A 25,859-nucleotide genomic window follows, 5' to 3' on the forward strand; every position below is an offset into this window, starting at 1 on the left:
TCGGTTTCTGCGTATTCTTTCGTTAGATCGTGATCAAGCTTTCCGAGTTTATGTATGGTCTTATCCCGTTTTTTGTCTGCTGAATCCAGCTTTTGATCGACATCTTCTGTGGAGAAAACATCAAGATGAATGATATCGCTGATTTCATCAAGGATACCTTTCATTTCATTGCGCTGCTCCTGCATGATGGCTTTTGATTTATTCTTCGCATGAATCAGCTCATGTTCTAAAAAGGACTCTTCCACAAACGAATCGGCCAATCCGGCATCAGCTACTTTTCCAGAAATACTGTTAAGAAAAGCAATTTTCATATCGATCAGATCAAGCCAGCTGTCTGTGACACCGGCGTGATCTTGAAAGAATGCTTTAATGTTGTCTGCGCCTTTGCCTGAAAACTCACTGTCGTCTAAGTCAGCCATTCCCTGAAACGCTTTTCTGAGATTGATAAATTGTTCTCTAATCTGGTCGTATTGTTTTGCCCGCTTTTCTGCGGCTGAAATGAACGAGGCTGCTTCAAATACTTTCATTTACGTCTCCTTTCCGCTTCTTTCTCCCTAAATTTTACCACGGGATATAAGGTTAGATGAATCTCTTGCATTTGTCGAACTGCTTTATTCAAGATCATAAAATTTCAAATGAAACCTTACACGAAAGATCGGGGATCGGCAAAACAAAGCCAGATATAACATATATTAAAAAATCTCTTGCATTTCCGCACCCCCCATGCTATATTGATATAGCGATGAGCTGAATTGTGTAAGCCGATGCACATGCCCTTGCGGCACACACGAATGTGGCGTGTGGTGTATCGCCTCAATACGCAAAAGACGTTTGCTTCTGCAAACGTCTTTTTTTATTATCCGATTTTCGTTCCGTTCGGTACTGTCTGCTCTGGCGTAAGCAGGACAACGTCTCCTTTTTCCGGGATGCCGCCGAGAACGAGAACTTCTGACTTAAATCCGGCGATCCGCCGCGGCGGAAAGTTGACAATAGCGGTAACCTGTCTGCCCGTCAGATCACCCGGTTCGTACCGTTTTGTAATCTGGGCGCTTGATTGTTTTATGCCGATCTCTTCGCCGAAATCTATTGTCATCTTAATAGCCGGCACCTTTGCTTCCGGGAATACTTCCGCTTTTACGACCGTTCCTATTCTGAGATCAAGCTTAACAAAATCTTCGATGACTGCCATATCAAAAACTCCTTTTTTACAATCATGATACCAAAAAAAGAAGCAGTTTATTTAACCGATTTTCAGAATTATTTATCAGATTGAAAGGTGTTTCGGAAGACGCGCGGCGTTATTCCCTTATGTCTGACAAACCATCTGGTAAAGGAAGACAAATTTTGAAAGCCGACCTCCTGGCTGATGTCTGTCAGCCGGCATTTTGTTTCAATAAGCATTTGTTCCGCTTTCTTCATACGGAGCTCAGCAATATAAGCTTGCGGGCTTTTCCCCGTCTGCTTTTTAAACCAGTCGGAATAATACGCCGGGTGGTAATGTTCCATTGCGGCAAGCTCTTTAATTGTAAAAGCCTTTGATAGATTTCGGCGGATATACGCAATTGAATTATTCGTACGGTTTTCTTGTATCTTTTCAGCAATATATTCTGCAAGCAGACTCAATGAATGAGCCGACTGCTGCTTTGTCTCTTCTGTCAGCAGAAACCGAATCGATGTCCAAAAAGGATCAAGCTTATTCAGAACGCCGGGGTCAAAGGAACCTTTGAAAAAATATGCCGGTATGTCGAGAACGAGACATTCATTTCGCTCCAAAGAACGGAACCGATGTTCATGCCCGGGCGGAATGTACAGCATTTGATCAGGTTTTAATCTGATTTTACGTCTTTCTGTCTCCAGGTCCAGCTGTCCTTCGAGCGGAAAGAGCATTTGGCAGTATGTGTGTGCATGAGAATCAAAAATATGTGAATAGGTGCGCCGCTCACAAATGATATGTTGTAATGAATCCATTTGTCCCTCCTTTTTACATGATGCGTCTTTTAATTAGTTTACATAATAATATTATTGTCTCCTCTTCTGCAAACCTCTTAGGAAAGCAACAACTGCAAACTTCCGGCTTTCCTTAATTGATTCGGTTAATTCAAATGCACTCTGTTTTCTCAACACGGCAAATCCGTGAAGAAGGCTCCTCAGTCCTCTCGCACCATGAATCGCAGTGTCAGACTGTGCATAACCGTTAGCTGTCAGCTGCCTGACAACAAGCTCTACAAGCAGGCTTGACAGATTCTCAATCCGTCCGTCTTTTATCTTTTGAAATGTTGCGTCATATAATCCTGGATTGGCTTCGGCGAAATTGATATAGGCATCGGCAAGACTGAGCAAAGCCGTTTCGCCCGTCAGTCCTTCTGCAGAGGCCGCCATTCTTTCATATAACATAGTTAAACCGGAGACAGCCAGCTCTGTTTTAATTCCTTGAAGGCCATTGACAAAATTGTAAAGGGAAGGCGGTTTTACGTTTAAGGACTTTGCAACAGCCGCAAGCGTCACTTCATTCAGCCCTTTTTCGTCAGCGATGCCTGCTGCGGCTCTCAATATCATGTCAAGGCTCATTCCGACTCTCGGTGACATTATGATCGGCCTCCCGGCAGGCTTCGTTCGGCTTCCTCAGCAGCCTCAGCCATCATTTCAACGGGATTGCAGAGAACATTTCCATGTCCGGCGGCCAGACTGCTTGGTTGATGAGCGATAAGCGTTCTTGCTGTTTTTACAGCTTCTTCTTTATTCCACGTAGCAAAAGCCGGAAACGGAAATTTCCATTTCAGCTTCCCTGAAACAGCAAGGCCGCCCCGTACTTGAAAGGCATCTCCGACGATCAGCATATCATTTCTCATATCTTTAAAAGCGAGGCTTCCCGGCGTATGACCGGGAGCGGGAATGACAAGTAAAGATCCGATCCGCTCGCCGCCTTTCAGCAGGCGATCAGGTTCGGTCTGAACATTTTTCGGCACTCCCCCCTTTATCGGCGTTTGTGCTTCATGCTCAAATAATGAAGTGTCACCTTTCAGCAAGAAAGAATCCCGCTCAGAAATACAGACGGAAGCATCCGGAAATTCCGCAGCTAATGAGTCAAGCGAACCGATGTGATCCCCGTGCGCGTGGGTGAGTAATATGTCATTCAGCGGCTTCCCAAGCTGCCGCAATGCTTGTTTGATTCCTTTATGACTGTTAGGCAGTCCGGCGTCAATCAGGGTTACTCCTTCTTCTTCTTCAACCAAATAACAATTCACCGGGAAAAGCGCTGGAAAAAAAGTCAGCTGCCAAACACTTCCGTATTGTAAGATTCTCATCAACATCCTCCTAAAAACTAATAGTGTTAGTTTAATTATAACTAACAGCGTTAGTTTTTCAAGAGTTTTCTGTTTAAATCCTGAAAAAGGCGCGGGCGATTCTCTTATGCCAAAAAAAGAAACGTGCATAATGTGATAAAAGATGCTTTCAGCCTGCGAATAAATCAGACTACTAAAACCAGCCGGATAAGCATACACTACTCAACGGAGGGGGAGTTCCACACCATGCATATCACACTTCAAAGCATCTGCCCTGTCTTAATGATTGCCTTTTTTCTGTATAAAAAGGTGAAACGGTCCGTCGGCTTTCAGCCTTTGAAACCCCGCTGGCTTTATACAAGAATGATTTTGTTTTCATTGCTGGCCGCAGCTCTGGCGTTTTTCAGCATCACACACCCGGCTTTATACGGCCATCTTATATTCGGCACTTTTTGCGGCTGGCTTCTGGTCCTGTTTGCTAAACGGAACATTTCTTTTGAAGAACGCCGCGGAAAAATATATTTTCGCACTCACCTGTGGATTGAACTTATTCTATTAACGTTATTCCTATCGAGATTTGTTTATCGCGTTATTGAAATTTACCGGGTCACAGCGGACTTTACCCATCCGGAAGCATACAGCCAAACGGTCGGGGCCGATCCGCTGACCATCAGTATCTTTTATTTCATCGCAGTGTATTACAGCGGCTTCTCTTTTTATGTTTTAAAAACGAGCAGAGACCAAACCAATAACAGTCAGTACGGCTGACATCCCTGTCTCAAAAGCAGGGATGTTTTTAATCGTGCCGCGTATGGTGAATCATTTGCTGAAGCACATCTAACACATGTTCATCCTCAGGAGAATAATAGATGGATGTTCCTTCTCTGCGTGATTTGACGAGGCGCAGATTTTTAAGAAAACGCAGCTGATGAGAAACGGTAGACTGCAGCAAATTCAGCTTTTCTGCGATATCATTTACCGCGTGCTCACCCTGTGACAGCAAATGGAGAATTCTGATTCTGGTCGGATCAGACAGCGCCTTAAAAGTCTGGGCAACCAAAAATAAAGTTTCCTCATCTAAATCGACAGCGGGGTCATTTGTGTTTCCGGATTCGTGAAATTCAGTCATATACCTCACCCTTCTTTTCTCAAGTAGCCCAATTATACCAAATGTCAATTGATGCAGATACATCCTGTGCCTGACAAAAGAACCGTTATTTTAAATTTATGTTTCAAATACGGGTTTCCGCTTGGTTTCGCGCATTCATCTGTGTCATAATGAAAAAGTCATAATGCTCCTGAAATTGAGGGTGAAACACAGTGGAGAAAAAGAAAAAAGGCTGTTTCGCTGCCGCGGGTCTTATGATGATATGTGTTTTTGTCATGGTTTCCTTCTTCCTCATTCTGTTATTTTCAAATAATGAATGGCTCAAAAGTCTTCCGTTTGATGTCAAGCCGATCGTGCTTGAACGGCTGACAGATTACAAACCGCTTGTTGAAGACGAGCTGGATGATAAAGGACTCACCAAATATACATCGCTTGTACTCGGCATGATATATCAGGAGTCAAAAGGAAGAGGAAATGATCCCATGCAGTCTTCAGAATCTCTGGGTTTAAAGCGAAATGAGATTAAAAACCCTCAAACCAGTATCAAACAGGGAATCAAACAATTCACTCTCATGTACCAAACAGGCAAGAAAAAAGGCGTAGACTTGGATACGATTATACAAAGCTACAACATGGGAGCCGGCTATATTGATTTTGTGGCTGAACATGGAGGATCACATACTGAGGAACTGGCAAAACAATACTCCGAGCAGCAGGTCAAAAAGAATCCGAAACTTTACACTTGCGGAGGGAACAAAGACAATTTCCGTTATCCCTACTGCTATGGTGATTACACGTACGCAGAAAAAGTAAAAGCAAAAACAAAAACCGTTGAACAATCCTTAAATGTAACAACACTTGAAACGCTTGAAGAGTAAAAGGCGCCCTGTATGAGGCGCCTTTTTTCAATCAACAGAAAAAAAGCCGCGCGGAGCACGGCTTTTTTTAATAATACGGCGAGATCATTAAGTATACAATGACACCCGTCAGACTGACATACAGCCAGAGCGGCATCGTCCATCTCGCGATTTTTTTGTGGCGCTCCACTTGCATGCTGAATCCTCTGATCAGCGTAAACAGCGCAAGCGGCACGATAACGGCGGAAAGACAGATGTGCGTAATTAAAATAAAGAAATAAATCCCCCGAATGATGCCGTGGCCGCCGAATAAAGTATTCTCAGCTATCGAGTGGTACACGACATAGCAGATCAAAAACAGCAGAGTCGTCGTAAACGCCGCCAAAATAAAGCGTTTATGCGCTTGAATATTTTTTTGCTTAATCATAAAGAGCGCTGCCAGCAAAAAGATAAAAGTAAAGCTGTTAAAAATAGCATTTAACATCGGCAGAATATGAATATTGGCAATGCTGACCTGTCCCGATTTCGGCATAAAAAACAGCACCGCAATTAACCCGTTGATCAAAACGGTCAATGTCAGCACGATACCGGTATAACTTTTAGGTTTGTTTTCTGTCTGATTCATCTTATGACCTCTCTCAATTTTACTGACTATCCAAATGGTATGAGAATTCAGCTTTGATGTCAACGGTTTCGTCCGCTTCGTCAGAAATTAGACAAACTTAAGCCCTAAAAAGACCGGGTGTTTGAGACCCGGCCTTTCGTCATATTATGCTTCCTTCAACAGTTCTTCTATCACCTTATGTTCGTTTTCATTCAACAGATTTTTTGGAATGATCCGATCAATCGGTTTATTCATGTGCTGATCGAGAATATCGGCTGTTTCTTTGTCCCCTGCGATTACGAGACGCTCCCATTGGTGTGAAGCGGCCTTCTGATCAAGGTTCGAAGCTAATCGTTTATACAGCCTGTTTTGGTTTTCTTCGACGTGGGCTTTGGCGGCGTCCTCGTCCATCGATGCGGAGTTTCCGCTTACATCCTGCGGTTTCCACGATTCATTGATGACGTCGTATTGATAATGCTCCACCCCTTCAATTTTTCCGAGTACGGTTTCTATGATCTTCACTTCATTCTGCTGGGTGAGAATAAAAGCCGTGCTCGGAAATTGTTCACGGAGAAGTTCTAATTGATCAAGGACAGCCGTTTCTTCCCAATAAAATCGTGTTTCGACAGGCACCTGCAATTCAATCGTCTCCCAGATACCGCCTTCTCCCGATGCAAAAAACACGAGACTGCGCGGCATCTCTTTACCAAGCCCATCGATATATTGATAGACACGTTCCATGATGCGGACGAGAGATTTTTCTTCTTCCGGATCACTGGCAGACAGATACTCTTTTAATCTCCGAAAACCGGTTTTCAAGGCGATTTTCCACTCTCCCCCCTGCTGATCCGGATTTCTCATATCCGTATTTACATATAAGGAAAGCATTTTATCAGGAGATTCCGTCATTACGTACTTCAATTTGCCGATGAGTGAGTCAATTGCCATTATAGATTCCTCCTTTTTCCGCTGCTCACTGTTCCTTTCCCTATCCGCACCGCCTTAAAAACGTTAATCCACATATAAACGGCAGACTTTTCTAAAAAAGTTTTTGCAAAACCTATTTACAAACCAAGACATCATTTACTACAATGGATACTTGTGTTTGACTAAGACTTTTACGCTGTGAAAGGAGTATGATTTTGTTTACTGCAGAAGAAAGAGATCAGAAAGAGCTGGAAAAAGAGCTTCATAAACTTGAATTTCAGATTTTCAGAATGCGGGAAAATCTGATAGATGTATCAAAAGACGCGCGAGTGCTTGGTATTGATCAATCGAACAATGACGATTGGATCATTGTTTCCTCGATTGATGATGGCCAAACATGTAAGATTATGCTGACTGACTGTGAGTCAGCCTACCGGGGAAGAGGGTGTTTTTCACTGATCGCCTCTTATTATGACAATGCCATTCATATCGGGGACATTAAAGGCCCGCCGAACCACGGCTACGGCTCGATCTGCATGAAATTTTTAAAACATATTGCCAGAGAGCAGAATATCCCGAAAGTGACGGGCGACATCGCTAAGCGTGATTGGGATCATGTCGACAGACTCGTTCATTTTTATGAAAAACATCAATTTGATGTCTGGATTGACAATGATACGCAATCAGGCGGCATTAAATGGGTCGACCTGTAAAAAATGATAGATAAACCCTCTTTTATATGGTGTAATAGATTAAACCATTTAAGGAGGGTTTTTTTTGTATCCGGAAAAATTGAAAAAAGGTGACGGCATTCGTATTGTGTCTCCAGCCACAAGCATGTCCGTTATGTCAGATGAAAATATAAATGCCGCGAAGACAAAATTGGAGGAGCTGGGCTTTTGTGTCTCTTTTTCAGAGAATGCGAAAGAAATAAATGAATTTGATTCATCATCCATTGAATCGCGTGTACGGGATCTGCACGAGGCTTTCGCTGATCCTGACATCAAAGCGATTTTGACGACACTCGGCGGGTTCCAATCAAATCAGCTGCTCCGCTATCTTGATTATGAAAACATCAAGCGGCATCCGAAAATCCTTTGCGGCTATTCAGATATTACCGCTCTCGGCCATGCCATATATCAAAAAACCGGCCTTATTACATATTCCGGTCCCCATTTTTCTTCATTTGCCATGAAAAAAGGGCTGGACTATACAATTAACTCTTTCTTGGCCTGCTGTGCTTCTGACAACCCGTATGAGGTAAAGCCTTCATCCGAGTGGAGTGATGATAAATGGTATTTGAACCAGGAGGACAGACGTTTTTATCGGAATCCGGGACCGCTCGTTATTCAACCCGGATATGCGGAAGGAACACTGATCGGAGGAAATCTATGCACGCTGAATCTTCTGCAGGGCACCGAATACTTTCCAGAGATGGAACAAGTGATTCTGTTTATAGAAGATGATCATATGTCGGACATTCATATGTTTGACCGGGATTTGCAGTCACTCATCCATCTTCCCGCTTTTTCAGCCGTGAAGGGAATTGTCATCGGACGTTTCCAGCATGCTTCAAATGTGTCTGAGGAGGCTCTCTGTGCCGTCATCCGTACAAAAGAAGAACTGTCATCCATGCCTGTTATCGCAAATGCTGATTTCGGCCATACCTCCCCTTTGATGACATTCCCGATCGGAGGAACATGCAGGATAGAAGCCGGCTCAGATGGCGGACGGATATGGATCGATCGGCATTAATACATAAAGACGGGAAAACCGCCCCGTCTTTTTATTTTGACGCCTTATGCCGCGGCGTGCGCGGAGCGATCATCATTCGTCCGCCAGCCGCTGCCGTCACCCATACGGAAGCTCCTTTATAAAAACGGCTGATCTCTTCATTATATACGGCGTGTGTCAGTTCACGTTTATCATGCGTTCCGTCTCGGTTTTTTACGTTTAAAATAAGCACAAGCTCGCACTTGCCATTCTTCATCACGCCAGTACGTCTCACCTTTTCAATAACGGCTGGCCTTCCTCTCCCTCTGTCAAGCGCCTGAAACAGCCTGACAGCAGGCATAGACAGTCCGATAACGAGCACAATGGCGAAAGCAGTGCATATACCTGCTTGAAACACCGGTGATTCTGTGAAGGCATTCCATAAACATATAAATTCCGGCTCCATCAGTTTCATACACCCCTTCAGATTCCGTTTTCACATCCGTTCCTTATTATATTAGAGAAACGCTTTTTCTTTTTCCGCATATAACGATTATATACAGTCAAAAAAGGGAAGAAAAAAAGAACACAAAGCATTTCGCCTTGTGTTCTTCATCTCTATATGAAACTAGTCTAATACTTTAACATTTACTGTTCTGACGCCCCAGTTGTTAGCGTCACTTTTCTTTGCAACAAATACGTCAATTTTATTTCCTTTAATTGCGCCGCCTGTATCTGCTGCTGTTGCCACTCCGTAACCTTCAACATAAACCTTAGAGCCAAGCGGAATGACACTAGGGTCTACCGCGATGACTTTTGCATCAGGGTTTTTGTTTAAGTCAACACCGGTTGCCGTTACACCGGAAATGCCGCCGTCGTTAGCAGAGTAAGCAGTTGCAGTCATTGTCAGCTGCTTTTTAGGCTCTTGTTGGTTTGTATTTGATTGAACAGGCTGCTGTTTTGCTTCGACAGCCTTCGCTTCTTGTTTAGGTTGTTGTTCTTGAACAGGTTCTTGTTTAGGCTGCTCGTTTTTGACAGCTTCTTGTTTAGGCTGTTCTGTCTCGGCAGCTGGTTTTTGTTCAGTTTGCGGCTGGCTGGCTTCTTGAGCCGGCTGTGCAGCCTGAGCCTGACCTTTCACATTTAACGTTGTGCCTGCGTAAATTATATCTGATTGCAAGTTATTCAAGCTTTTCAGATTGCCGACTGATGTTCCGAATTTCTGAGCAATTTTCCAGAGGCTGTCGCCCTGCTTCACTGTGTACTGCCCAGATGTGGTTGTTTCTACTGAAGAAATAGTCAGTTTCTCTCCTTCAATGATTAAATCAGAAGATAACTGATTCCATTCTTTTAAGTCCTTTAGGTTCACTCCGTTTTTTTGCGAGATCCCCCAGAGCGTGTCACCCTTTTGCACCGTGATTTCTTTAGCAGAAGCGTGAGCTCCAAATGCAGTTGTTGAAATTGCTGCAACTGCGACAAAGGACATAATCGTCTTCTTCATAAGTAAATCCTCCCTTGTTAGCTTTTTATTGGCGGCTAACAGGTGATATCGTAACATATGAAAATGTCAGTTCAATAACAAAACGATTTGAATTAGATTACAGTTCCTTTACATGAAACATTTCTCTCGCTTGGTAAGTCTTGCTGAAACCTTGATACAGCAAGGGTTTTCAAGCCTCTGATTTTTCCGGCGCCAATGAAAAACACAATGTGCAAATTTCTAAAAAAACTTTTTTCACTCTGTTTCTCTTACATAATTTCGGATTTCTTCTAAAAAAACCGCTCCGTATTTCAATCTTTTTTGTTCCCCGACCCCTTTTACGGAAAGAAGATCCTGATCCGTTTTCGGAAGTTTCGCCGACATTTCTTTTAACGTCTGATCTGAGAACACGACAAATGGAGGCACACCCTGTTCAGCTGCAATCTCTTTGCGGAGACGCCGGAGAAGCTCAAATAATTCATCATTTTCGGTAACGGCGGCGGCCTGTAAGGCTTCTTTTCTCGCGACTGCGCTTTTTCCAAGCAGAACGTCCCTGCCTTTTTGGGTGACCATAAGCGTCGGAAATGTGCCGTCCGCCATTTTGATATATTCATCTGAAATAAGGAATTCGATAAAATCACTGATTTCCGCTGCGGATTGATGCTTCATAATGCCGTAAGTGGACAGGCTGCTGAAGCCGTTTTCCAGCACTTTTTTATTTTTTGAGCCGCTAAGCACCTGCGCCACCATCGTTTTTCCGAAGCGCTCATTCATTCTGATAATACATGACAATACCATCTGCGCTTCTTTTGTGACGTCATGGGCGGTCCTTGTATCAGTGCAATTGCCGCATGCTCCGCAAGCTGCCGCCTCATTCTCGCCGAAATACTTCAGAATAAACCGCTGCAGGCAATCTTCCGTATGACAGTAATCCACCATCTGTCTCAGTTTTTTGAGATCCTGCTTTTGTTTTTCTTCTCCGGCGGCCGATTGGTCTATTAAAAAACGCTGCACCATAATATCCTGCGGCGAAAACAAGAGTACACACTCGCTGTTAAGACCATCGCGCCCGGCCCGCCCGGCTTCCTGGTAATAGCTCTCCATATCTTTCGGAATCTGCGCGTGTAAAACGAATCTGATGTTGCTCTTATCGATTCCCATTCCGAAAGCGGACGTAGCTACCATCACTTGTATCTGATCGTTAAGAAACCGCTCCTGCTGGTCTTTTCTGTCATCATCCGCCAATCCGCCGTGATAACGGCCGGCATTGATGCCGCTGCGTTTTAATTTCTCATATAAACGGTCGGTTTCTTTTCTTGTCGCTGTATATATAATGCCGGCTTCGTGTTTATTTTTTTCCAGATACCGCTCGATAAACCGGTCTTTGTTTTCGCCCTTTACTACTTTAAACGTTAAATTCTCTCTGGCAAAACCGGTATATACAGTTTGTTCTTTCTTAATATGAAGCTGCTTGCAGATGTCATCATGAACCTCAGGCGTAGCCGTCGCCGTTAATGCGATGATGACGGGCGGTTCTTTTAATTCATTAAAAAGGATTTCGATATTCCGGTAACTCGGCCTGAAATCATGTCCCCATTGCGATATACAGTGAGCTTCGTCAATGGCGACAAGAGGAACCGTAATATTCTGCAGGATGTGAATGAATTCAGAAGAAGTCAAACGCTCCGGTGTGATGTAAAAGAGCCGGTAAGCCCCTTGTTTCAAACCGGTCAGGCGCTCATGAATGTCACGGCTTGTCTGGGTGCTGTTAATATAAGCTGCCGCGATACCCGCTTCTTCAAGCGCGTCGACTTGGTCTTTCATTAAGGAAATAAGAGGGGAAATAACGATTGTGGTTCCTTCAAACAGCAGTGCGGGAATCTGATAGCAGATTGATTTTCCGCCCCCCGTCGGCATAATGCAGACCGTGTTTTTTCTCTCCTCTGTAACTGATTGTATCGCCTGCTTTTGGCCCGCGCGAAGACTGTCGTAGCCAAAATAATGCGCCAGAAGGGATTGGGCTTTATCCAGCATATGTTGTAAAACCTCACTTTGTCTTTGATTCTTTTATTTTATCATACTGATAAAGTACGCTGCTCAAGGGCAATGCAAAATAAAAAGCCATCTCCGCAAGGGAAATGGCTTTCGCTACGTATGCCGTACGCAAGTAAGAAAGTTTTAAACCACCACTCCTCAAAGTGGGTGTTTGCAGAAGCGTTCCTGTCGTCCTCTGCAATGGAGGCATGACATTCCGGCTTCGATATAAAACTCCCTATTACAGCTTAAAGGTTAAAACTTAATTAACAATACGAACAATGTAGCTTCTCTTATATCCTACACCATCAGTCGTATTTTGGCAAGAGGGTTAATTCTTTTACAGAAAACCTTTTTTCTTTGTGAAAAATGCTTTATTCTACATAAAAATTGTTTTTTCGACAAAATATCAATATATCAATATAAGATCAGATCGAAAGTTGCCGCCAGTTTCTTCTATAATAGAAAAAACTCTCACACCCTGTAGGGGCGCAAGAGTTAATGGAAATTAGAATTTTGCAGCCAGATCTTTCGCTTCTTGCAGTCCTTTTTCAATGATCGCTTGAGCGTTATCCGGTGCAGCATTATGGCCTTCAACGACAACAGTGTGAAGATCTTGGACACCCCAGAAACCGAGAACGGTTTTCATGAAGTTTAATGACATTTCAAGAGATGCCATCGGTCCTTCAGAATATACGCCGCCGCGTGCGTTTAAGAGCGCTACTTTTTTATCTCCCATCAGACCTTTAGGGCCTTCAGGCGTGTATGTGAAAGTAACTCCTGCGCGAGAGAGGTAATCAACATAAGTATGAAGCACAGCAGGCACTGTGAAGTTCCAAAGCGGGAATGCAAACACGACTTTGTCAGCTTTGACGAATTGATTTAAGTAAATGTCAGCAGTTGACGCTTGTTTTTTCTCTTCGTCTGTCATTTCAATTCCTTTTGAAGCTTTGAATGTTCCGTTAATCATATCTCTTCCGAGGTAAGGAAGGTTTTCTTTATGAAGATCAAGTTCGATCACTTCATCATTCGGATTGTTTTCTTTATAAGCAGCCAGAAACGCTTCGTATAATTTTACGGATACGCCTTCTTCAGCCGTACGATCACTTGATTTTACAAATAATACTTGAGACATTCTAAATTCCTCCCGGTAATCTTTTAATATTTACTTACAAATAGTATGTTACTTTCTTTTTTATATAAAGTCAATGATTTTATTTCGATTCTGAGATTTTTTATGGAATAAAAAAACAGGTACATATGAATGTACCTGCTGCTATTATTGTGAATCCTGCTCGCGATCCAGGATTTCGTAAGTTTGTGAGCTTTTTTGATCAACGGTTTCTTTATTTGAGAGGTCTTTCACCTGCTCGTGAAATTCCCTTTCATATGATGGAGCGTCTGTTTTCACATCCCCTTCTGTTTCTCGCTGCGCTTCGACGGTCATTCTGGCGTACGGCACGGCTTCAAGTCTTTCATAAGGAATTTCTTTTCCCGTTTTCTCGCAAATCCCGTATGTTCCTTTATCCATTCGTTCAAGCGCGGCATTCACCTCATCTAAAAGATTCTGATCGACACCGTCCAGCGTCTGATTCGTGACCCTGTCCAAATAAATGCTTCCGTGATCAGCTAAGTGATTATCTACTCCGTTCGACAGTTCTCCTGTGTCTTCGCTCATTGAATGATTTTCTTTTGATTCTCCCTGAAGACTTTCCTTTAAATCGATTAATTTATGATAAAGGCTGTCCTGCTGTTCTTTTGATAATGACATATTCATCATCTCCTTTTTCGTCTGTATTCTTCGCTGCATCTGTTAATACATACCCTCGAAAAAGGAGGATGAAACAATGGAGGTCAATGCTTTCTCCCCCTGATGGTGACATTGGGTGTCTGCTGCTTTGTCTGTCTTTTTTCTTTCGCAGCATCATTTTGCCGGTTGTCCCCAAATTCTTCAGCGCAGGCTTGTTTAAGCCTGTGCGCCGGTGTATGGTAAGTGGCGCCGATATTCAGCATACCGCTCAGCTCTTCTATACTCAGCTTTTCAAAATCAATATTGTATTCAACCTTGTCCACTTTGACGTGCTCAATATGGACATATGTTTTTTCCCCTTCAACCGTTTGCGGCTCAAAATGACACTTATCCTGAAGCTCATCAAGCTGTTGTTCCACTTTCTTAAGCCGGCCTAATTCTTCTTCACACACTTTTTTGAAAATCTCTTTCATTATTTTTTTCAAAAGAAAATCACTTCTTTCCCCGTCACTTTTGGAAAGTTCTATGCGTCCCGCATTGCGAATATATAAACATGATATACAAAAAGGAGGCGAATCATGATGTTTTTTCCATCCGTTATCAACTTTGAGTATATAAAAATGAACGGAATCAGCGGCGGAGCAGCTTTTAACACCGGCTCTTCCGTTATGGTGAGAAACACAGCAGCCAATAAAAGAAATGAAGGGTACGGTGAACAAAACGGTGATTGCACCGTTGTCGTCATCCCTATCATGAGTATCGATGATTCAGATCTGATAGACGGCACAGCAAACAAGATCAGCCTTCGATAATGATCTGGCTTGCATCCCCCAGATGTTTAGCAATCGATATATATAAAATCCCGTCTTTGAATACCGCCTGCATTCCCTTCGTTCCCTGAGCAGAATGCGGAAGGTCGAGTTTTTTTTCAAAATCGCCGTATTTTCCGGTCTTCTGTTTAAAATCCTGTTCATTAAAAAAGGATTTTCTCGTGCCTTTTACGACGATATATTCTCCGTAGGACAGCAGCTGAACATCTTGTTTCCGGTAGCCGGGCAGATACAGCAAAAATTGGAGCTCATCATGGGTTTCCACAATATCTATAAGAGGAAAAGCATCCTCATTTCTTCTCATTTGCCCATCTCCCTGTTGAAAGGGAAAATGAGAATGGCCGTTTTGAAATGATTTCAGTTGTTCATCATCAAAAACGTTTTTCCAAAAGTCGCCGCCGGACATGTTTTGCGCCATTTCCATCCACTGCTTCATCTTATCGAAATCCATTTTTATCGCCCCCTATCTAAGCATACGGTCATAACAGCCGGCATACACCTGTATTAAAGGAGGTTTGCCTGTGGTTCAACCAACTCCATATATCAATATTAATATTTTCATGTTGAAAATTAATTCCTTTGAAAATGCTTCAGCGGTGAATGTCGGACAAAATTTACTGGCGGAATGGCAGAATTCTGATAAAAAGAATCAGGGATACGGACAGAACTTCGGAGATGCAAGCGGCTTCATCGGCACGAACGGCAAAGTGGATGACCGGGATCAAATTGATTCTCCATCTACCTTTGAGTCTGCATGCGATAAAATTCCTGCCGGAAAAGGAGGCCCATTATGATGTTTTCGCCGGTTTTGGTAAATGTAGGAGGCTTTAAAGTAAATGCAGTCGACCGCGGTTCTTCCATTACGATCGGCCCGTATCAGCAAATCGATTATTTTTTATCCAATAAGATCAACTACGGATTCGGTGAAGAAAATGGTGATTTGGCGCCGATTTATATCCCCATCAGTTCTATTGCTGATCCGGATCTCATTGATTCGAACTCCGGAAAAACAAGCATTATATAATAAAAAGGCCATCCGCATGCATTCGGATGGCTTTTATGTGATATTTAACTGCATAAGTATTTTGTTAAGATGGCTTGAACCTCAGTCAAGTCCGTTTCTTTTGCAAATTCCAATTCGAAAGTTTTTCCCCTTGTCATTAATACAAGCCCGGTATCGGGATCAAACATCCCCGCTTCTTGAATGGCGAAGCTTTCAATTGTTTTATATGGAAGAAATACGCGCACTTTCTTTTTGGAGAACATTTTATTATCAAAGAAAATCACTCGTTTATTCGTAAAGCATATTTGGTCAACCCGCAGTTTATAAATTGTTTCGATCCGTTCTCCCTCAACGAGCAAAGCCTCCAGCTTTTTTGTGTCGGTTGATCTGCTGACAGAAAAAATTCCCAATGAAGAACCCCACTTTCTGCTTCTATACTATTGTTTTATTACAATCATAAAAAAATAAGTTCTTTATCCCTATATAAGAATACGACATAGACGGCATTTAAACCATTACGAACAGATTACATTTTTAGAACGTTCATCAAAAAAGCCCTTCGCGAAAGGTGCCGCTGTTATGAAGTAGTACGGTTCAGCGAAAGAAAAGGTTTCAAGAAAACGGTATTTTTTTCGAAAAGTCAGTTTTTTATTTTCGCCATAAAAAACCGCGGCTTCTTCAATGCCGCGGTTTTAACAAAACATCAACGATCCGTATCTTCAATTGTTCCTTCTTTATAGGTATCTGAAATTTGTTCCATCGTCGTGTCGGTGCCTTCTTCAGGTTGCACTTGCTGAAGCTGATCTGATGTTTTATTTTGTTTGTCTTGCTCTGTTTTTTTCATTTTGCAGCCACCCTTTATATGTAGTCTTTTTTAGTATGGCTCAGGCAAAATAAATTCATTCAGCTTTAAACTTCTTCAAAATACTCTTTGTAGAAGCCTCCGACTTTGTTTGTATTGTCTACAACAAAAATGAATTCTTCTGTTTCATTTTTGACTTCATACTCTTTACCCGGCGTCAGCACATTTTTGACAATGTATTTTTTCGCATCTGTATGTACGCATTTGACCTTTTTGGCGCTTTCTTTTGTCTGCCAATTATTATGAATCATTTATAAAACTCCTTTTCTTAATCGATAAGCTTATTGTAGCCGTTTTTTCTTGTGAATTGCAATAACGGTTATCGATTGATTTTACCGGAGGTGTTATTATAAAATGACTGTATGCGCTTACTTCGCGCGGACATCAAGATGCTCAAAACAGACCATAAAAAAATTTCGGGAGGTTTGTTACGAATGAGTTCTTTAACGATGCAGATCACAAAAAGGCTGGAAACATTTTTACAGGGTACGAAGAAACTTTATATTGACGGAAAATTTGTTCCGAGCGCTTCAGGATCAACATTTGTCACACCGAATCCGGCAACAGGGGAAACGCTGATGACGCTTTACGAGGCACAGTCAGAAGACATTGACAGTGCAGTGAAAGCGGCACGCAAAGCCTTTGATCACGGCGAATGGCGCACTATGCCGGCCGCTTCCAGAAGCAGGCTGATGTATAAGCTTGCCGATTTAATGGAAGAGCACAAAACGGAACTCGCGCAGCTTGAAACACTTGATAACGGAAAACCGATTAATGAAACAACAAATGGGGATATCCCGCTCGCAATTGAGCATATGCGTTATTATGCCGGATGGTCTACAAAGATAACCGGACAAACAATTCCGGTCGCCGGCTCATATTTTAATTACACCCGCCATGAGCCTGTCGGCGTCGTGGGGCAGATCATCCCTTGGAACTTCCCGCTCCTTATGGCGATGTGGAAAATGGGCGCCGCCCTTGCCACAGGCTGCACAATCGTTTTGAAACCGGCGGAACAGACACCGCTGACCGCCCTCTATTTAGCGGAATTAATAGATCAGGCGGGCTTCCCTGACGGCGTCATCAATATTGTCCCAGGGTTCGGCGAGACGGCCGGGGAAGCGCTGACCAACCATGACGATGTCGATAAACTCGCTTTTACCGGTTCTACAGAAATCGGCAAAAAAATCATGGAAAAAGCCGCAAAAAAAATTAAACGCGTGACACTGGAGCTTGGCGGAAAGTCACCTAATATCATTTTGCCTGACGCCAATTTAAAGAAAGCCATTCCCGGCGCTTTAAACGGGGTCATGTTTAATCAGGGGCAGGTATGCTGCGCAGGCTCCCGTGTCTTCATTCACAAAGACAAATATGATGAGGTCGTCAGCGAAATGGTTTCATATGCGAAATCGCTTCAGCAAGGCGCCGGCCTTCACCAAGATACACAAATCGGCCCGCTCGTCAGTCAAGAACAGCATGAGCGCGTGCTTTCATATATTGAAAAAGGAAAAGCGGAAGGAGCCAAAGCTGTCGCGGGCGGCAGCTGCCCGTTTGAAGAAGGGTATTTTGTCTCCCCGACTGTATTTGCGGATGTGGATGACAGCATGACCATCGCAAAAGAAGAAATTTTCGGCCCTGTTTTAGCCGCCATTCCGTATGATACGGTAGATGAAGTCATTGAGCGGGCGAACCGCTCGGAATACGGCCTTGCAGCCGGACTTTGGACTGAGAATGTGAAAAACGCCCATTACATTGCTGACCGTCTCCAAGCCGGCACTATTTGGGTCAACTGCTACAATGTTTTCGATGCTGCATCTCCTTTCGGCGGCTATAAGCAATCCGGCCTTGGGCGGGAAATGGGCTCTTACGCGCTGAATAATTATACAGAAGTGAAAAGTGTCTGGATCAATCTGGAAGATTAAATCAAACAAGAAACTGCTGCCTATCAGCAGTTTCTTTCTTTTGTCATGCCGCCTTTTACATATGAATATATATGCTTCTGAAGGAGTTGAGCGAGTGTGAGCACAATTCATGAAAACGTCAGAAGCTGCCAAAAGAAAACCATCTCCCTATTAAGAGAAACGCAAAATGCGGACGGCTCATGGTCATTTTGTTTTGAAGGACCGATTTTGACAAACGCCTTTCTGATCCTCCTTCTCACTTCTCTTGGAGACAATGATAAAGAACTGATCGCTGAGCTTGCAGAAGGCATTCGCGCTAAACAGCGCCCGGACGGAACTTTTGCCAACTATCCTGATGACCGGAAAGGAAATGTGACCGCCACTGTACAGGGCTATGCCGGCTTGCTGGCTTCCGGTTTATATAGCCGTTCTGAGGCGCATATGATTCAGGCCGAACGCTTTATCATCTCAAATGGCGGCTTGCGCAACGTACACTTCATGACAAAGTGGATGCTTGCGGCAAACGGCCTTTATCCATGGCCCGCGCTGCATCTGCCATTATCTTTCTTAGTCATTCCCCCATCCTTCCCGCTGCATTTTTACCAGTTCAGTACATACGCCCGTATTCATTTTGTACCGATGGCCGTGACGCTTAACAAAAGATTTTCGCTGAAAAATCCCAATGTTCCGTCTCTCGCGCATTTAGATCGGCATATGACTAAAAATCCGTTTACATGGCTTCGTTCCGATCAGGATGAGAACAGAGACCTCTCTTCTCTTTTCGCGCATTGGAAGCGGCTTTTGCAGATTCCTGCAGCTTTTCACCAGCTCGGTCTGCGTACGGCCAAAACGTATATGCTTGACCGGATTGAAGAAGACGGCACATTATACAGCTATGCGAGCGCCACTATTTTTATGGTGTACGGCCTGCTCGCTCTCGGTGTATCGCGCCACTCCCCCGTTATCAGAAAAGCACTTGCCGGCACGAAAGCTTTGCTCACGTCTTGCGGCAATATACCGTACCTGGAAAATTCAACGTCGACCGTTTGGGATACGGCGCTTCTCAACTATGCGCTTATGAAAAGCGGCATCTCAGATAACGATCAGATGATAACCAGCGCCGCCCGGTTTCTGCGTGAACGGCAGCAGACGAAAGTCGCTGATTGGGCCGTTCACAACCCGCATGCTGAACCGGGAGGATGGGGTTTTTCAAACATTAATACAAATAATCCTGATTGTGATGACACAGCCGCAGTGCTCAAAGCTATTCCGCGAAAACTTTATCCCGCCTCATGGGAACGCGGACTGAGCTGGCTTTTGTCCATGCAAAACAGTGACGGCGGCTTCTCTGCTTTTGAGAAAAATGTCAATCATCCGCTGGTCCGCCTGCTGCCGCTGGAATCGGCTGAGGAAGCTGCCATCGATCCTTCAACAAGCGACTTAACCGGACGGGTGCTGCACTGTTTAGGAGAAGCGGGGCTTTCTTCTAATCACCCTCAGATTGAAAAAGCCGTCCAATGGCTGATCCGCCATCAAGAAGAGGACGGATCGTGGTACGGCAGATGGGGTGTCTGCTATATTTACGGCACATGGGCGGCGCTGACAGGGATGAAGGCTTGCGGCGTGAGCCAAAACCACCCGGCCGTGAAAAAAGCGATCCGCTGGCTGAAGTCCATTCAAAACGAGGACGGAAGCTGGGGGGAATCCTGTAAAAGCGCAGAAGAGAAAACCTATGTTCCGCTTTCTTACGGGACGCTTGTACAGACGGCTTGGGCGGCCGAAGCTTTGCTGCAATACGAAAAAACTCATCATCAAGCCGTCACAAAAGGCATATCTTTTCTTATTGAAAACCGGCATTACGAAGGCGCCGCTTTCAGCTATCCGACCGGAATCGGCCTGCCGAAGCAGTTTTACATCAGGTATCACAGCTACCCGTATGTGTTTTCTTTGCTTGCGCTCAGCACTTTTATGAAAGTGAGTGAAAAGGAGGAAGAAAAATGAAACGGCACGCTTATCAAACCGAGATGCTGAATTGGTGTGAAACCTTGAAGGAACAAGTCATTCAGCAAGGTCGGTTCGATCGCTTCGCGGCACAAATCGACCGAATTTTTCACACCCTTCAGGATGATGGATTAACGGAGGCGGAATGGTACGAACAGGCATCGGCACTTTACCGGGACATTACTGAACCCGAAGAGCCGGATGAGCGCAGAGCTTATGTGCCGATCGGCAAGCATGTCCTCCCTAAACTGCCTTACAGTTATTCCGCACTGGAACCGTATATTTCAAGAGAGATTATGAAACTCCACCATACCAAACACCATCAGAGCTATGTTGACGGTCTGAATAAAGCTGAACTGGAGCTCAAAAAAGCGAGACAGACGAAACAGTACGACTTAGTGGCACATTGGGAGCGGCAATTGGCGTTTCACGGCGCGGGCCATTATTTGCACAGTATTTTCTGGTTTTCGATGAATCCAAACGGAAAAAGACGGCCGACGGGTGCGCTCTTTCAAATGATTGATGTGTCATTCGGAAGCTATTCCGCTTTTAAAGAGCAATTTTCTCAAGCGGCGAAAAAAGTCGAAGGAGTCGGCTGGGCTATCCTAGTCTGGGCGCCGCGCGCCGGGCGGCTGGAGATTTTGGCCGCTGAGAAGCATCAGCTCTACAGCCAGTGGGACGTCATTCCTTTGCTTCCGCTGGATGTGTGGGAACACGCTTATTATTTACAATATAAAAACGACCGCGCGGCTTACGTGGATCAATGGTGGAATGTCGTTGATTGGCGGGAGGCGGAGAAACGGTTCGAACAAGCGCACCGCGTGATATGGCCGCTTTATTAAAAAAGCCCCCGTCTTGAACGGGGGCCTGCTTCTTTTGGCTTAAAAAATACCAAGCACGTGCAGAAAAACGATAATAATGGCTACAGGAGCCACATAACGGATTAATAGGAGCCAGACTGCAAACCATTTTCGTTTTATACCGGAACCGCTTTTCAGTTCGTCAAACAGCATCTGTTTCGGAATTTTCAGCGGTACGAAAACGGCAATTAATAGCGCGCCCAGCGGCATTAAGACATTGCTGACCAGAAAATCCGCAGCGTCAAAAATACTGCGGTGAAAAATAGAAACATCACTCAAAATTCCGTACGACAGCGCCGAAGGGACCCCGACAATAAATATAGCAAGTCCCCCGATCCATGCATACCGCTTCCGTTTTGCCGAATCGCCTTTTGACAAAACAGCAACTAAAATTTCAAGCATTGAAAAAGCGGATGTCAGTGTCGCAAATAAAAACAGCAGCAAAAAGGCGAGTAAAAAAACGATGCCCAACGGCATTTGGTTAAAGACGGTCGGCAGCACGTTAAATAAAAGCTGCGGGCCTTGATCCGGCTTGAGGCCGAATGCAAACACCGCCGGAAAAATCGCCACTCCCGCCATTACGGCAACAAGGACATTTAATACCGTCACCGATACGGCGGATTGAACAATATTTTCTTCTTTTTCTAAATATGCGCTGTATGTAACCATTACGGACACTCCGACGCTTAACGAGAAAAATGATTGTCCCATCGCATATAAAATGGTATTGGCATCCATCGCGCCAAAATCAGGCATAAAAAAGAATTTTAATCCTTTTGCTGCATCATGCAGCGTAACGGAGCGGATCATTAAGAGAATAAACAGAATAAACAGAGCCGGCATCAGCACCTGGCTTACCTTTTCGATTCCGCTGCTCACCCCTTTTGCCACAACTAAAATCGTCAGCACGATAAACAGCAGCTGGCCGAAAACGGCTGCATAAGGATTTGAAATGGTATCGATAAATAACGTATCAAATCCCGAAGAAAGCGATAAGCCGCCTGTAAAGCCTTTTATAATGTAGATTAATATCCATCCCCCCACTACGCTGTAGAAGGATAATAGAATAAAACACGTAATGATTCCGAGATATCCGATCCAATGCCACTTTTTCCCCGGCGCGAGCGCCTTATAGGATTCAACGGCGTTTTTTTGTGTTTTTCTGCCGATAATAAATTCAGCAAGTAAAAGCGGCAGTCCGATTAAAACAGTAAATAAAATAAAAACAAGCAGAAAAGCGCCGCCTCCGCTGGTTCCCGCTACGTAAGGGAACTTCCATATTGCGCCGAGCCCGATTGCAGAGCCGGCCGTAGCTAAAATAAATCCCAGCTTAGATGACCATTGATTAGCTTCTTTCACTTCAGCACTCCCAATTCATTTCAGTATAAAAATCAATTGTAAGAATATATGTCTGAATAGTCAAGAAGATGTTAGTTTACATAATAATTTTATTGAAAACTTATATTTAATATTGAATTATTCAGAAAATTATTTATAATGGAATACAGAAAAGTCAGTCATATTTTCTGACTGATTGATTGAATGTAAAAGGAGCTGTGTTTATGGAATGGCTGAAAAAAATAAGCAGGTTTGCGGGACAAACCTTTGGCTTGTGGGTTATCGTCTTTGCCGGTTTAGGATTCGCCTACCCTGATTTGTTTTCTTGGATCAGTTCTTATATGACGATTTTCCTTGGTATTATTATGTTTGGGATGGGGCTTACTCTTCAAGCAGACGATTTTAAAGAATTAATCAGAAAGCCTTGGCATGTCGTGATCGGAGTCGCTTGCCAGTTTACGATTATGCCGCTTACGGCTTTCTGTTTATCAATCGGGCTCCGCCTCCCCGCAGAAATCGCCGCGGGCGTCATTCTGGTCGGATGCTGTCCGGGCGGTACGGCATCAAACGTCATGACGTTTTTGGCGAAAGGCAATACGGCGCTTTCTGTTGCGGTCACCACGATCTCAACATTGCTTGCTCCTATTGTAACGCCGGCACTTATTATGCTGTTTGCGAAAGAGTGGCTCCCCGTTTCTTTCGGTTCACTGTTTGTTTCCATAATGCAAGCCGTGCTTTTGCCGATCGTCCTCGGGGTGATTGTGAAGCTGTTCTTCAAAAAACAGGTCGGACAAGCCGTGCACGCGCTTCCTCTCGTGTCGGTAATCGGCATCGTAGCGATTGTATCCTCTGTCGTCAGCGTAAATCGTGAGCATCTGCTTCAATCAGGACTGCTGATTGTGTCTGTCGTCATCTTACATAACGGAATCGGATATTTGTTAGGATTCCTGACTGCAAAGCTGTTCAAAATGGATTATGCTTCACAAAAAGCGATTGCGATCGAAGTCGGAATGCAAAACTCCGGACTGGGTGCAGCGCTTGCGACAGCGCATTTCTCCCCTTTGTCAGCCGTGCCGAGCGCAATTTTCAGCATATGGCACAATCTGTCGGGGTCTGTTCTTGCAACCTACTGGTCTAAGAAAAAAGAGAAAAACAGCGCCGAAGAAAAAGAAACGGCAAAGATTCCGTTTTCATAACTGAACAAGGATAGGATAGGCTGCTGCCGCTCCTATCCTTGTTTATTCTGCAGATCACGAAACAGGCGCAAAAGCGCTTTTTTTACATCCCCCTGAAATAAACCTCCATGATAACAAATCAATTGGCGGATATCGTAATCGAGCAGCCGCTGCACAGAACGGACCGCATCATCCATATGTAACGTATAGCCGGGATTAGCAAGGTTCAGCTTTCCGTCTTCAATGACGACCGCATCACCTGTGACCATTGTTTTTTCGGCAGGCAGATAAAGACTGATATGGCCGGGTGTATGACCCGGCGTGGCTACAACGCGAATGCCTCCGCACCAAGGCAGCAGATCGCCGTCAGTAACTGTCCGGTGAACTGGAGCCGATTCGACTGATTGAAGCGAGCGGATGAACTGTTTTGCATAAGGCTTTGCATCCTCCGGCAATGAACAAAACGTTGATTCAGCCTGCTCAAGCCGTAAAGATTTTTTAGAGCCGTCAATATACGGCGCTTCACGCTCATGTACTGTCACGCTGACATCCGGATGCAAACGGTATAATGCAGCGAGTGAGCCGATATGGTCTATGTCGTGATGCGTTACAATGATTTTTGTCAATGAATGAAGCGACATTCCATGCCGGGCAGCAGCATGTTGAAGATGGTTTGTAAAACCGGGATATCCGCAGTCTATTAATATCGTGTCATGTTCGTCTTGCAGAAGAACCGGAGTGATAGAATGCAATTCTTCATTATATTCAAATTCGATCTCAAGCGGATAACAGCTTTTCATATAAATTCTCCCCTTCTCTCAATAAAAAAAGTACACTGCTTGTAAGGGCAGTGTACTTTTTGTCTGTCTCAAATTATCCTTCCAGCAACAGCTGTTCCGGATCTTCAAGCAGGTTTTTAATGGTGACGAGGAATCCGACCGCTTCTTTACCATCTACAATTCTGTGATCATATGATAAAGCGATGTACATCATCGGACGGTTTTCAGAGCGCTCCGCATCAATCGCTACTGGGCGCAGCTGAATTTTGTGCATACCTAAGATCCCAACCTGAGGGCTGTTTAGGATCGGTGTGGACATAAGCGATCCGAATGTACCTCCGTTTGTGATCGTGAAGGAGCCTCCTTGCAGCTCACCTAAGGTTAATTTATTGTTTCGCGCTTTTTTCGCAAGTTCGCCGATCTCTCTTTCAATGCCGGCAAACGTCAGGCGGTCAGCGTCACGCACGACTGGGACGACAAGCCCTTCTTCAGCCGCGACAGCGATACCGATGTCATAGAATTTTTTCACGATCAGCTCATCGCCTTGAATTTCAGCGTTAAGGAGCGGGAATTTTTTCAATGCAGCGACGACGGCTTTTGTAAAGAACGACATGAAACCGAGTTTTACATCGTTTTGCTCAAGGAATTGGTCTTTGCGGCGTTTTCTTAGATTCATAACGGCCGTCATGTCAACTTCGTTAAATGTAGTCAGCATCGCAGAAGTCTGCTGCACTTCAACCAATCGTTTCGCGATCGTCTGTCTGCGGCGGGACATTTTTTGCACTTCGACAGGTTTGTCAAAGCTTTGCTGTGTTTTTTGAGCCTGCTGTTTCGGCTGTGCCGCAGGTTTTGAAGCCGGTTTTTCATAAGCTTCCACATCTTGTTTGCGCACGCGGCCGAGCGGGTCTCCCGTCGGAATTTGTGATAGATCAATTCCTTTTTCCCTTGCCAGCTTGCGTGCAGCCGGAGACGCTACCGTTCTGGATTTCGCTTCTGATTGTGCTTCCTGGCTGACTTCTTGTGCAGCAGGTTCAGCTTTTGCTTCCTCTTTCGTTTGTTCATTGGCTGGAGCACTTTCTGAAGGGGCGGGTGCAGAACTTTCGCCAGCGCCTTCTGTAATGGTACCGATAATTTCTCCTACTTGGACGGTATCACCCGAATCTTTCAATACCTCTTTTAGAACACCCGATTCTTCTGCTGTCAATTCAACATTTACTTTGTCCGTCTCCAGTTCAAGCAAGTACTCACCCTGTTCTACATAATCACCGGGCTGCTTTAACCATTGGGCTATCGTTCCTTCTGAGATTGATTCTGCTAATTCAGGTACCTTAATTTCCGCCATTTTTTCATTTCCCC

Annotated in this window: 32 protein-coding genes and 1 other RNA gene; 11 read left to right on the top strand and 22 right to left on the bottom strand. The window is 44.3% G+C overall.

Translation table 11 applies throughout. The features are described from left to right. The 5 genes from HWY38_RS17850 to HWY38_RS17870 all read right to left on the bottom strand — a co-directional run. On the bottom strand, positions 1-527 hold a 527-nt coding region (locus HWY38_RS17850), incomplete at its 3' end, for a T7SS effector LXG polymorphic toxin (protein ID WP_263433386.1). Between the two features lie 329 nt (positions 528-856). Continuing rightward, on the bottom strand, positions 857-1,189 hold the full coding sequence (gene csaA / locus HWY38_RS17855) for a chaperone CsaA (RefSeq protein ID WP_224182303.1): 333 nt from the start codon (positions 1,187-1,189) through the stop codon (positions 857-859). A gap of 68 nt (positions 1,190-1,257) precedes the next feature. Continuing rightward, a complete protein-coding gene (locus HWY38_RS17860) occupies positions 1,258-1,968 on the bottom strand; it encodes an AraC family transcriptional regulator (RefSeq protein WP_224182304.1) in 711 nt (236 codons plus the stop codon). A gap of 51 nt (positions 1,969-2,019) precedes the next feature. Then, complete coding sequence (locus tag HWY38_RS17865) at positions 2,020-2,586, bottom strand: TetR/AcrR family transcriptional regulator (RefSeq protein ID WP_224182305.1); 567 nt, start codon at positions 2,584-2,586, stop codon at positions 2,020-2,022. Then, complete coding sequence (locus HWY38_RS17870) at positions 2,586-3,305, bottom strand: MBL fold metallo-hydrolase (protein ID WP_032873441.1); 720 nt, start codon at positions 3,303-3,305, stop codon at positions 2,586-2,588. Before HWY38_RS17870 ends, HWY38_RS17865 begins: the two co-directional genes overlap by 1 nt. 225 nt (positions 3,306-3,530) lie before the next feature. Between HWY38_RS17870 and HWY38_RS17875 the strand changes: the two genes are divergently transcribed. Then, positions 3,531-4,052 (top strand): hypothetical protein, encoded by a 522-nt coding sequence (locus tag HWY38_RS17875; protein ID WP_032866232.1) that lies wholly within the window; start codon positions 3,531-3,533, stop codon positions 4,050-4,052. A gap of 28 nt (positions 4,053-4,080) precedes the next feature. Here the strand turns inward: HWY38_RS17875 and czrA are convergent, their stop codons facing one another. Then, positions 4,081-4,413, bottom strand: coding sequence for a Zn(II)-responsive metalloregulatory transcriptional repressor CzrA (czrA, locus tag HWY38_RS17880; protein WP_007407993.1), 333 nt, complete (start codon positions 4,411-4,413; stop codon positions 4,081-4,083). A gap of 191 nt (positions 4,414-4,604) precedes the next feature. On the opposite strand from czrA, the gene HWY38_RS17885 reads away from it, so the two are divergent. Continuing rightward, entirely contained in the window at positions 4,605-5,270 is a 666-nt protein-coding gene (locus HWY38_RS17885) for a lysozyme family protein (protein WP_224182306.1), read from the top strand. A gap of 67 nt (positions 5,271-5,337) precedes the next feature. Here HWY38_RS17885 and HWY38_RS17890 read toward each other — a convergent pair whose 3' ends face one another. Both HWY38_RS17890 and HWY38_RS17895 read right to left on the bottom strand, forming a co-directional pair. Beyond that, positions 5,338-5,874, bottom strand: a complete 537-nt coding sequence (locus HWY38_RS17890) for a DUF420 domain-containing protein (RefSeq protein ID WP_003153801.1) — start codon at positions 5,872-5,874, stop codon at positions 5,338-5,340. Between the two features lie 144 nt (positions 5,875-6,018). Continuing rightward, positions 6,019-6,801, bottom strand: a complete 783-nt coding sequence (locus HWY38_RS17895; RefSeq protein WP_224182307.1) for a VLRF1 family aeRF1-type release factor — start codon at positions 6,799-6,801, stop codon at positions 6,019-6,021. 188 nt (positions 6,802-6,989) lie between these two features. Between HWY38_RS17895 and HWY38_RS17900 the strand changes: the two genes are divergently transcribed. Next, positions 6,990-7,493, top strand: coding sequence for an N-acetyltransferase (locus tag HWY38_RS17900; protein WP_014305189.1), 504 nt, complete (start codon positions 6,990-6,992; stop codon positions 7,491-7,493). A 64-nt stretch (positions 7,494-7,557) separates the two neighbouring features. Then, positions 7,558-8,535: a S66 peptidase family protein gene (locus tag HWY38_RS17905; RefSeq protein WP_224182308.1), complete on the top strand. Its 978-nt coding sequence runs from the start codon at positions 7,558-7,560 to the stop codon at positions 8,533-8,535. Between the two features lie 31 nt (positions 8,536-8,566). Here HWY38_RS17905 and HWY38_RS17910 read toward each other — a convergent pair whose 3' ends face one another. The 7 genes from HWY38_RS17910 to gerPC form a co-directional block, all read right to left on the bottom strand. Then, the gene (locus HWY38_RS17910; protein WP_224182309.1) at positions 8,567-8,959 is read right to left on the bottom strand and encodes a hypothetical protein; all 393 of its coding nucleotides are present in this window, start codon (positions 8,957-8,959) and stop codon (positions 8,567-8,569) included. 162 nt (positions 8,960-9,121) lie between these two features. Further along, on the bottom strand, positions 9,122-9,991 hold the full coding sequence (locus HWY38_RS17915; RefSeq protein WP_007407985.1) for a 3D domain-containing protein: 870 nt from the start codon (positions 9,989-9,991) through the stop codon (positions 9,122-9,124). A 234-nt stretch (positions 9,992-10,225) separates the two neighbouring features. After that, positions 10,226-12,004, bottom strand: coding sequence for a DNA helicase RecQ (gene recQ, locus HWY38_RS17920; protein WP_224182310.1), 1,779 nt, complete (start codon positions 12,002-12,004; stop codon positions 10,226-10,228). 107 nt (positions 12,005-12,111) lie between these two features. Further along, a non-coding RNA gene (gene ssrS / locus HWY38_RS17925) (6S RNA) lies at positions 12,112-12,297 on the bottom strand. Positions 12,298-12,512: 215 nt separating this feature from the next. Beyond that, positions 12,513-13,139, bottom strand: coding sequence for an FMN-dependent NADH-azoreductase (locus tag HWY38_RS17930; RefSeq protein ID WP_003153791.1), 627 nt, complete (start codon positions 13,137-13,139; stop codon positions 12,513-12,515). Between the two features lie 144 nt (positions 13,140-13,283). Next, positions 13,284-13,775, bottom strand: coding sequence for a TraR/DksA family transcriptional regulator (locus HWY38_RS17935; protein ID WP_003153790.1), 492 nt, complete (start codon positions 13,773-13,775; stop codon positions 13,284-13,286). 83 nt (positions 13,776-13,858) lie between these two features. Continuing rightward, the gene (gerPC, locus tag HWY38_RS17940; protein WP_224182311.1) at positions 13,859-14,239 is read right to left on the bottom strand and encodes a spore germination protein GerPC; all 381 of its coding nucleotides are present in this window, start codon (positions 14,237-14,239) and stop codon (positions 13,859-13,861) included. Positions 14,240-14,332: 93 nt separating this feature from the next. On the opposite strand from gerPC, the gene HWY38_RS17945 reads away from it, so the two are divergent. Next, on the top strand, positions 14,333-14,566 hold the full coding sequence (locus HWY38_RS17945) for a hypothetical protein (protein WP_014418113.1): 234 nt from the start codon (positions 14,333-14,335) through the stop codon (positions 14,564-14,566). On the opposite strand, the gene HWY38_RS17950 is transcribed toward HWY38_RS17945, so the two are convergent. Beyond that, entirely contained in the window at positions 14,553-15,035 is a 483-nt protein-coding gene (locus HWY38_RS17950; protein ID WP_003153787.1) for an Hsp20/alpha crystallin family protein, read from the bottom strand. The genes HWY38_RS17945 and HWY38_RS17950 overlap by 14 nt on opposite strands. Positions 15,036-15,105: 70 nt before the next feature. On the opposite strand from HWY38_RS17950, the gene HWY38_RS17955 reads away from it, so the two are divergent. Beyond that, positions 15,106-15,378 (top strand): hypothetical protein, encoded by a 273-nt coding sequence (locus HWY38_RS17955; protein ID WP_003153786.1) that lies wholly within the window; start codon positions 15,106-15,108, stop codon positions 15,376-15,378. After that, positions 15,375-15,608 (top strand): hypothetical protein, encoded by a 234-nt coding sequence (locus HWY38_RS17960; RefSeq protein WP_003153785.1) that lies wholly within the window; start codon positions 15,375-15,377, stop codon positions 15,606-15,608. Before HWY38_RS17955 ends, HWY38_RS17960 begins: the two co-directional genes overlap by 4 nt. A 44-nt stretch (positions 15,609-15,652) precedes the next feature. Here the strand turns inward: HWY38_RS17960 and HWY38_RS17965 are convergent, their stop codons facing one another. From HWY38_RS17965 to HWY38_RS17975, 3 genes are all read right to left on the bottom strand, one after another. After that, positions 15,653-15,997: a PH domain-containing protein gene (locus HWY38_RS17965; RefSeq protein WP_003153783.1), complete on the bottom strand. Its 345-nt coding sequence runs from the start codon at positions 15,995-15,997 to the stop codon at positions 15,653-15,655. 293 nt (positions 15,998-16,290) lie between these two features. Further along, positions 16,291-16,431, bottom strand: coding sequence for a DUF4025 domain-containing protein (locus HWY38_RS17970; RefSeq protein WP_003153781.1), 141 nt, complete (start codon positions 16,429-16,431; stop codon positions 16,291-16,293). Positions 16,432-16,496: 65 nt separating this feature from the next. Then, on the bottom strand, positions 16,497-16,700 hold the full coding sequence (locus HWY38_RS17975; protein WP_044802223.1) for a DUF6501 family protein: 204 nt from the start codon (positions 16,698-16,700) through the stop codon (positions 16,497-16,499). Between the two features lie 183 nt (positions 16,701-16,883). On the opposite strand from HWY38_RS17975, the gene HWY38_RS17980 reads away from it, so the two are divergent. From HWY38_RS17980 to HWY38_RS17990, 3 genes are all read left to right on the top strand, one after another. After that, the gene (locus tag HWY38_RS17980) at positions 16,884-18,371 is read left to right on the top strand and encodes an aldehyde dehydrogenase family protein (protein ID WP_007611960.1); all 1,488 of its coding nucleotides are present in this window, start codon (positions 16,884-16,886) and stop codon (positions 18,369-18,371) included. 96 nt (positions 18,372-18,467) lie between these two features. Then, a complete protein-coding gene (locus HWY38_RS17985; RefSeq protein WP_224182312.1) occupies positions 18,468-20,351 on the top strand; it encodes a prenyltransferase/squalene oxidase repeat-containing protein in 1,884 nt (627 codons plus the stop codon). Beyond that, a complete protein-coding gene (locus tag HWY38_RS17990; protein WP_007611962.1) occupies positions 20,348-21,193 on the top strand; it encodes a superoxide dismutase in 846 nt (281 codons plus the stop codon). Before HWY38_RS17985 ends, HWY38_RS17990 begins: the two co-directional genes overlap by 4 nt. A 39-nt stretch (positions 21,194-21,232) precedes the next feature. On the opposite strand, the gene HWY38_RS17995 is transcribed toward HWY38_RS17990, so the two are convergent. Continuing rightward, positions 21,233-22,570: a sodium-dependent transporter gene (locus tag HWY38_RS17995; RefSeq protein ID WP_007407975.1), complete on the bottom strand. Its 1,338-nt coding sequence runs from the start codon at positions 22,568-22,570 to the stop codon at positions 21,233-21,235. A gap of 203 nt (positions 22,571-22,773) precedes the next feature. Between HWY38_RS17995 and HWY38_RS18000 the strand changes: the two genes are divergently transcribed. Next, positions 22,774-23,745: a bile acid:sodium symporter family transporter gene (locus HWY38_RS18000; RefSeq protein WP_224182313.1), complete on the top strand. Its 972-nt coding sequence runs from the start codon at positions 22,774-22,776 to the stop codon at positions 23,743-23,745. A gap of 32 nt (positions 23,746-23,777) precedes the next feature. Here HWY38_RS18000 and HWY38_RS18005 read toward each other — a convergent pair whose 3' ends face one another. Further along, positions 23,778-24,524: an MBL fold metallo-hydrolase gene (locus HWY38_RS18005; protein ID WP_224182314.1), complete on the bottom strand. Its 747-nt coding sequence runs from the start codon at positions 24,522-24,524 to the stop codon at positions 23,778-23,780. Between the two features lie 73 nt (positions 24,525-24,597). Continuing rightward, positions 24,598-25,845 (bottom strand): 2-oxoglutarate dehydrogenase complex dihydrolipoyllysine-residue succinyltransferase, encoded by a 1,248-nt coding sequence (odhB, locus tag HWY38_RS18010; RefSeq protein WP_003153764.1) that lies wholly within the window; start codon positions 25,843-25,845, stop codon positions 24,598-24,600. Between the last annotated feature and the right edge of the window lie 14 nt (positions 25,846-25,859).

It is taken from the genome of Bacillus sp. KS1 (genome assembly GCF_020075515.1).
GTDB classification, from domain to species: domain Bacteria; phylum Bacillota; class Bacilli; order Bacillales; family Bacillaceae; genus Bacillus; species Bacillus velezensis.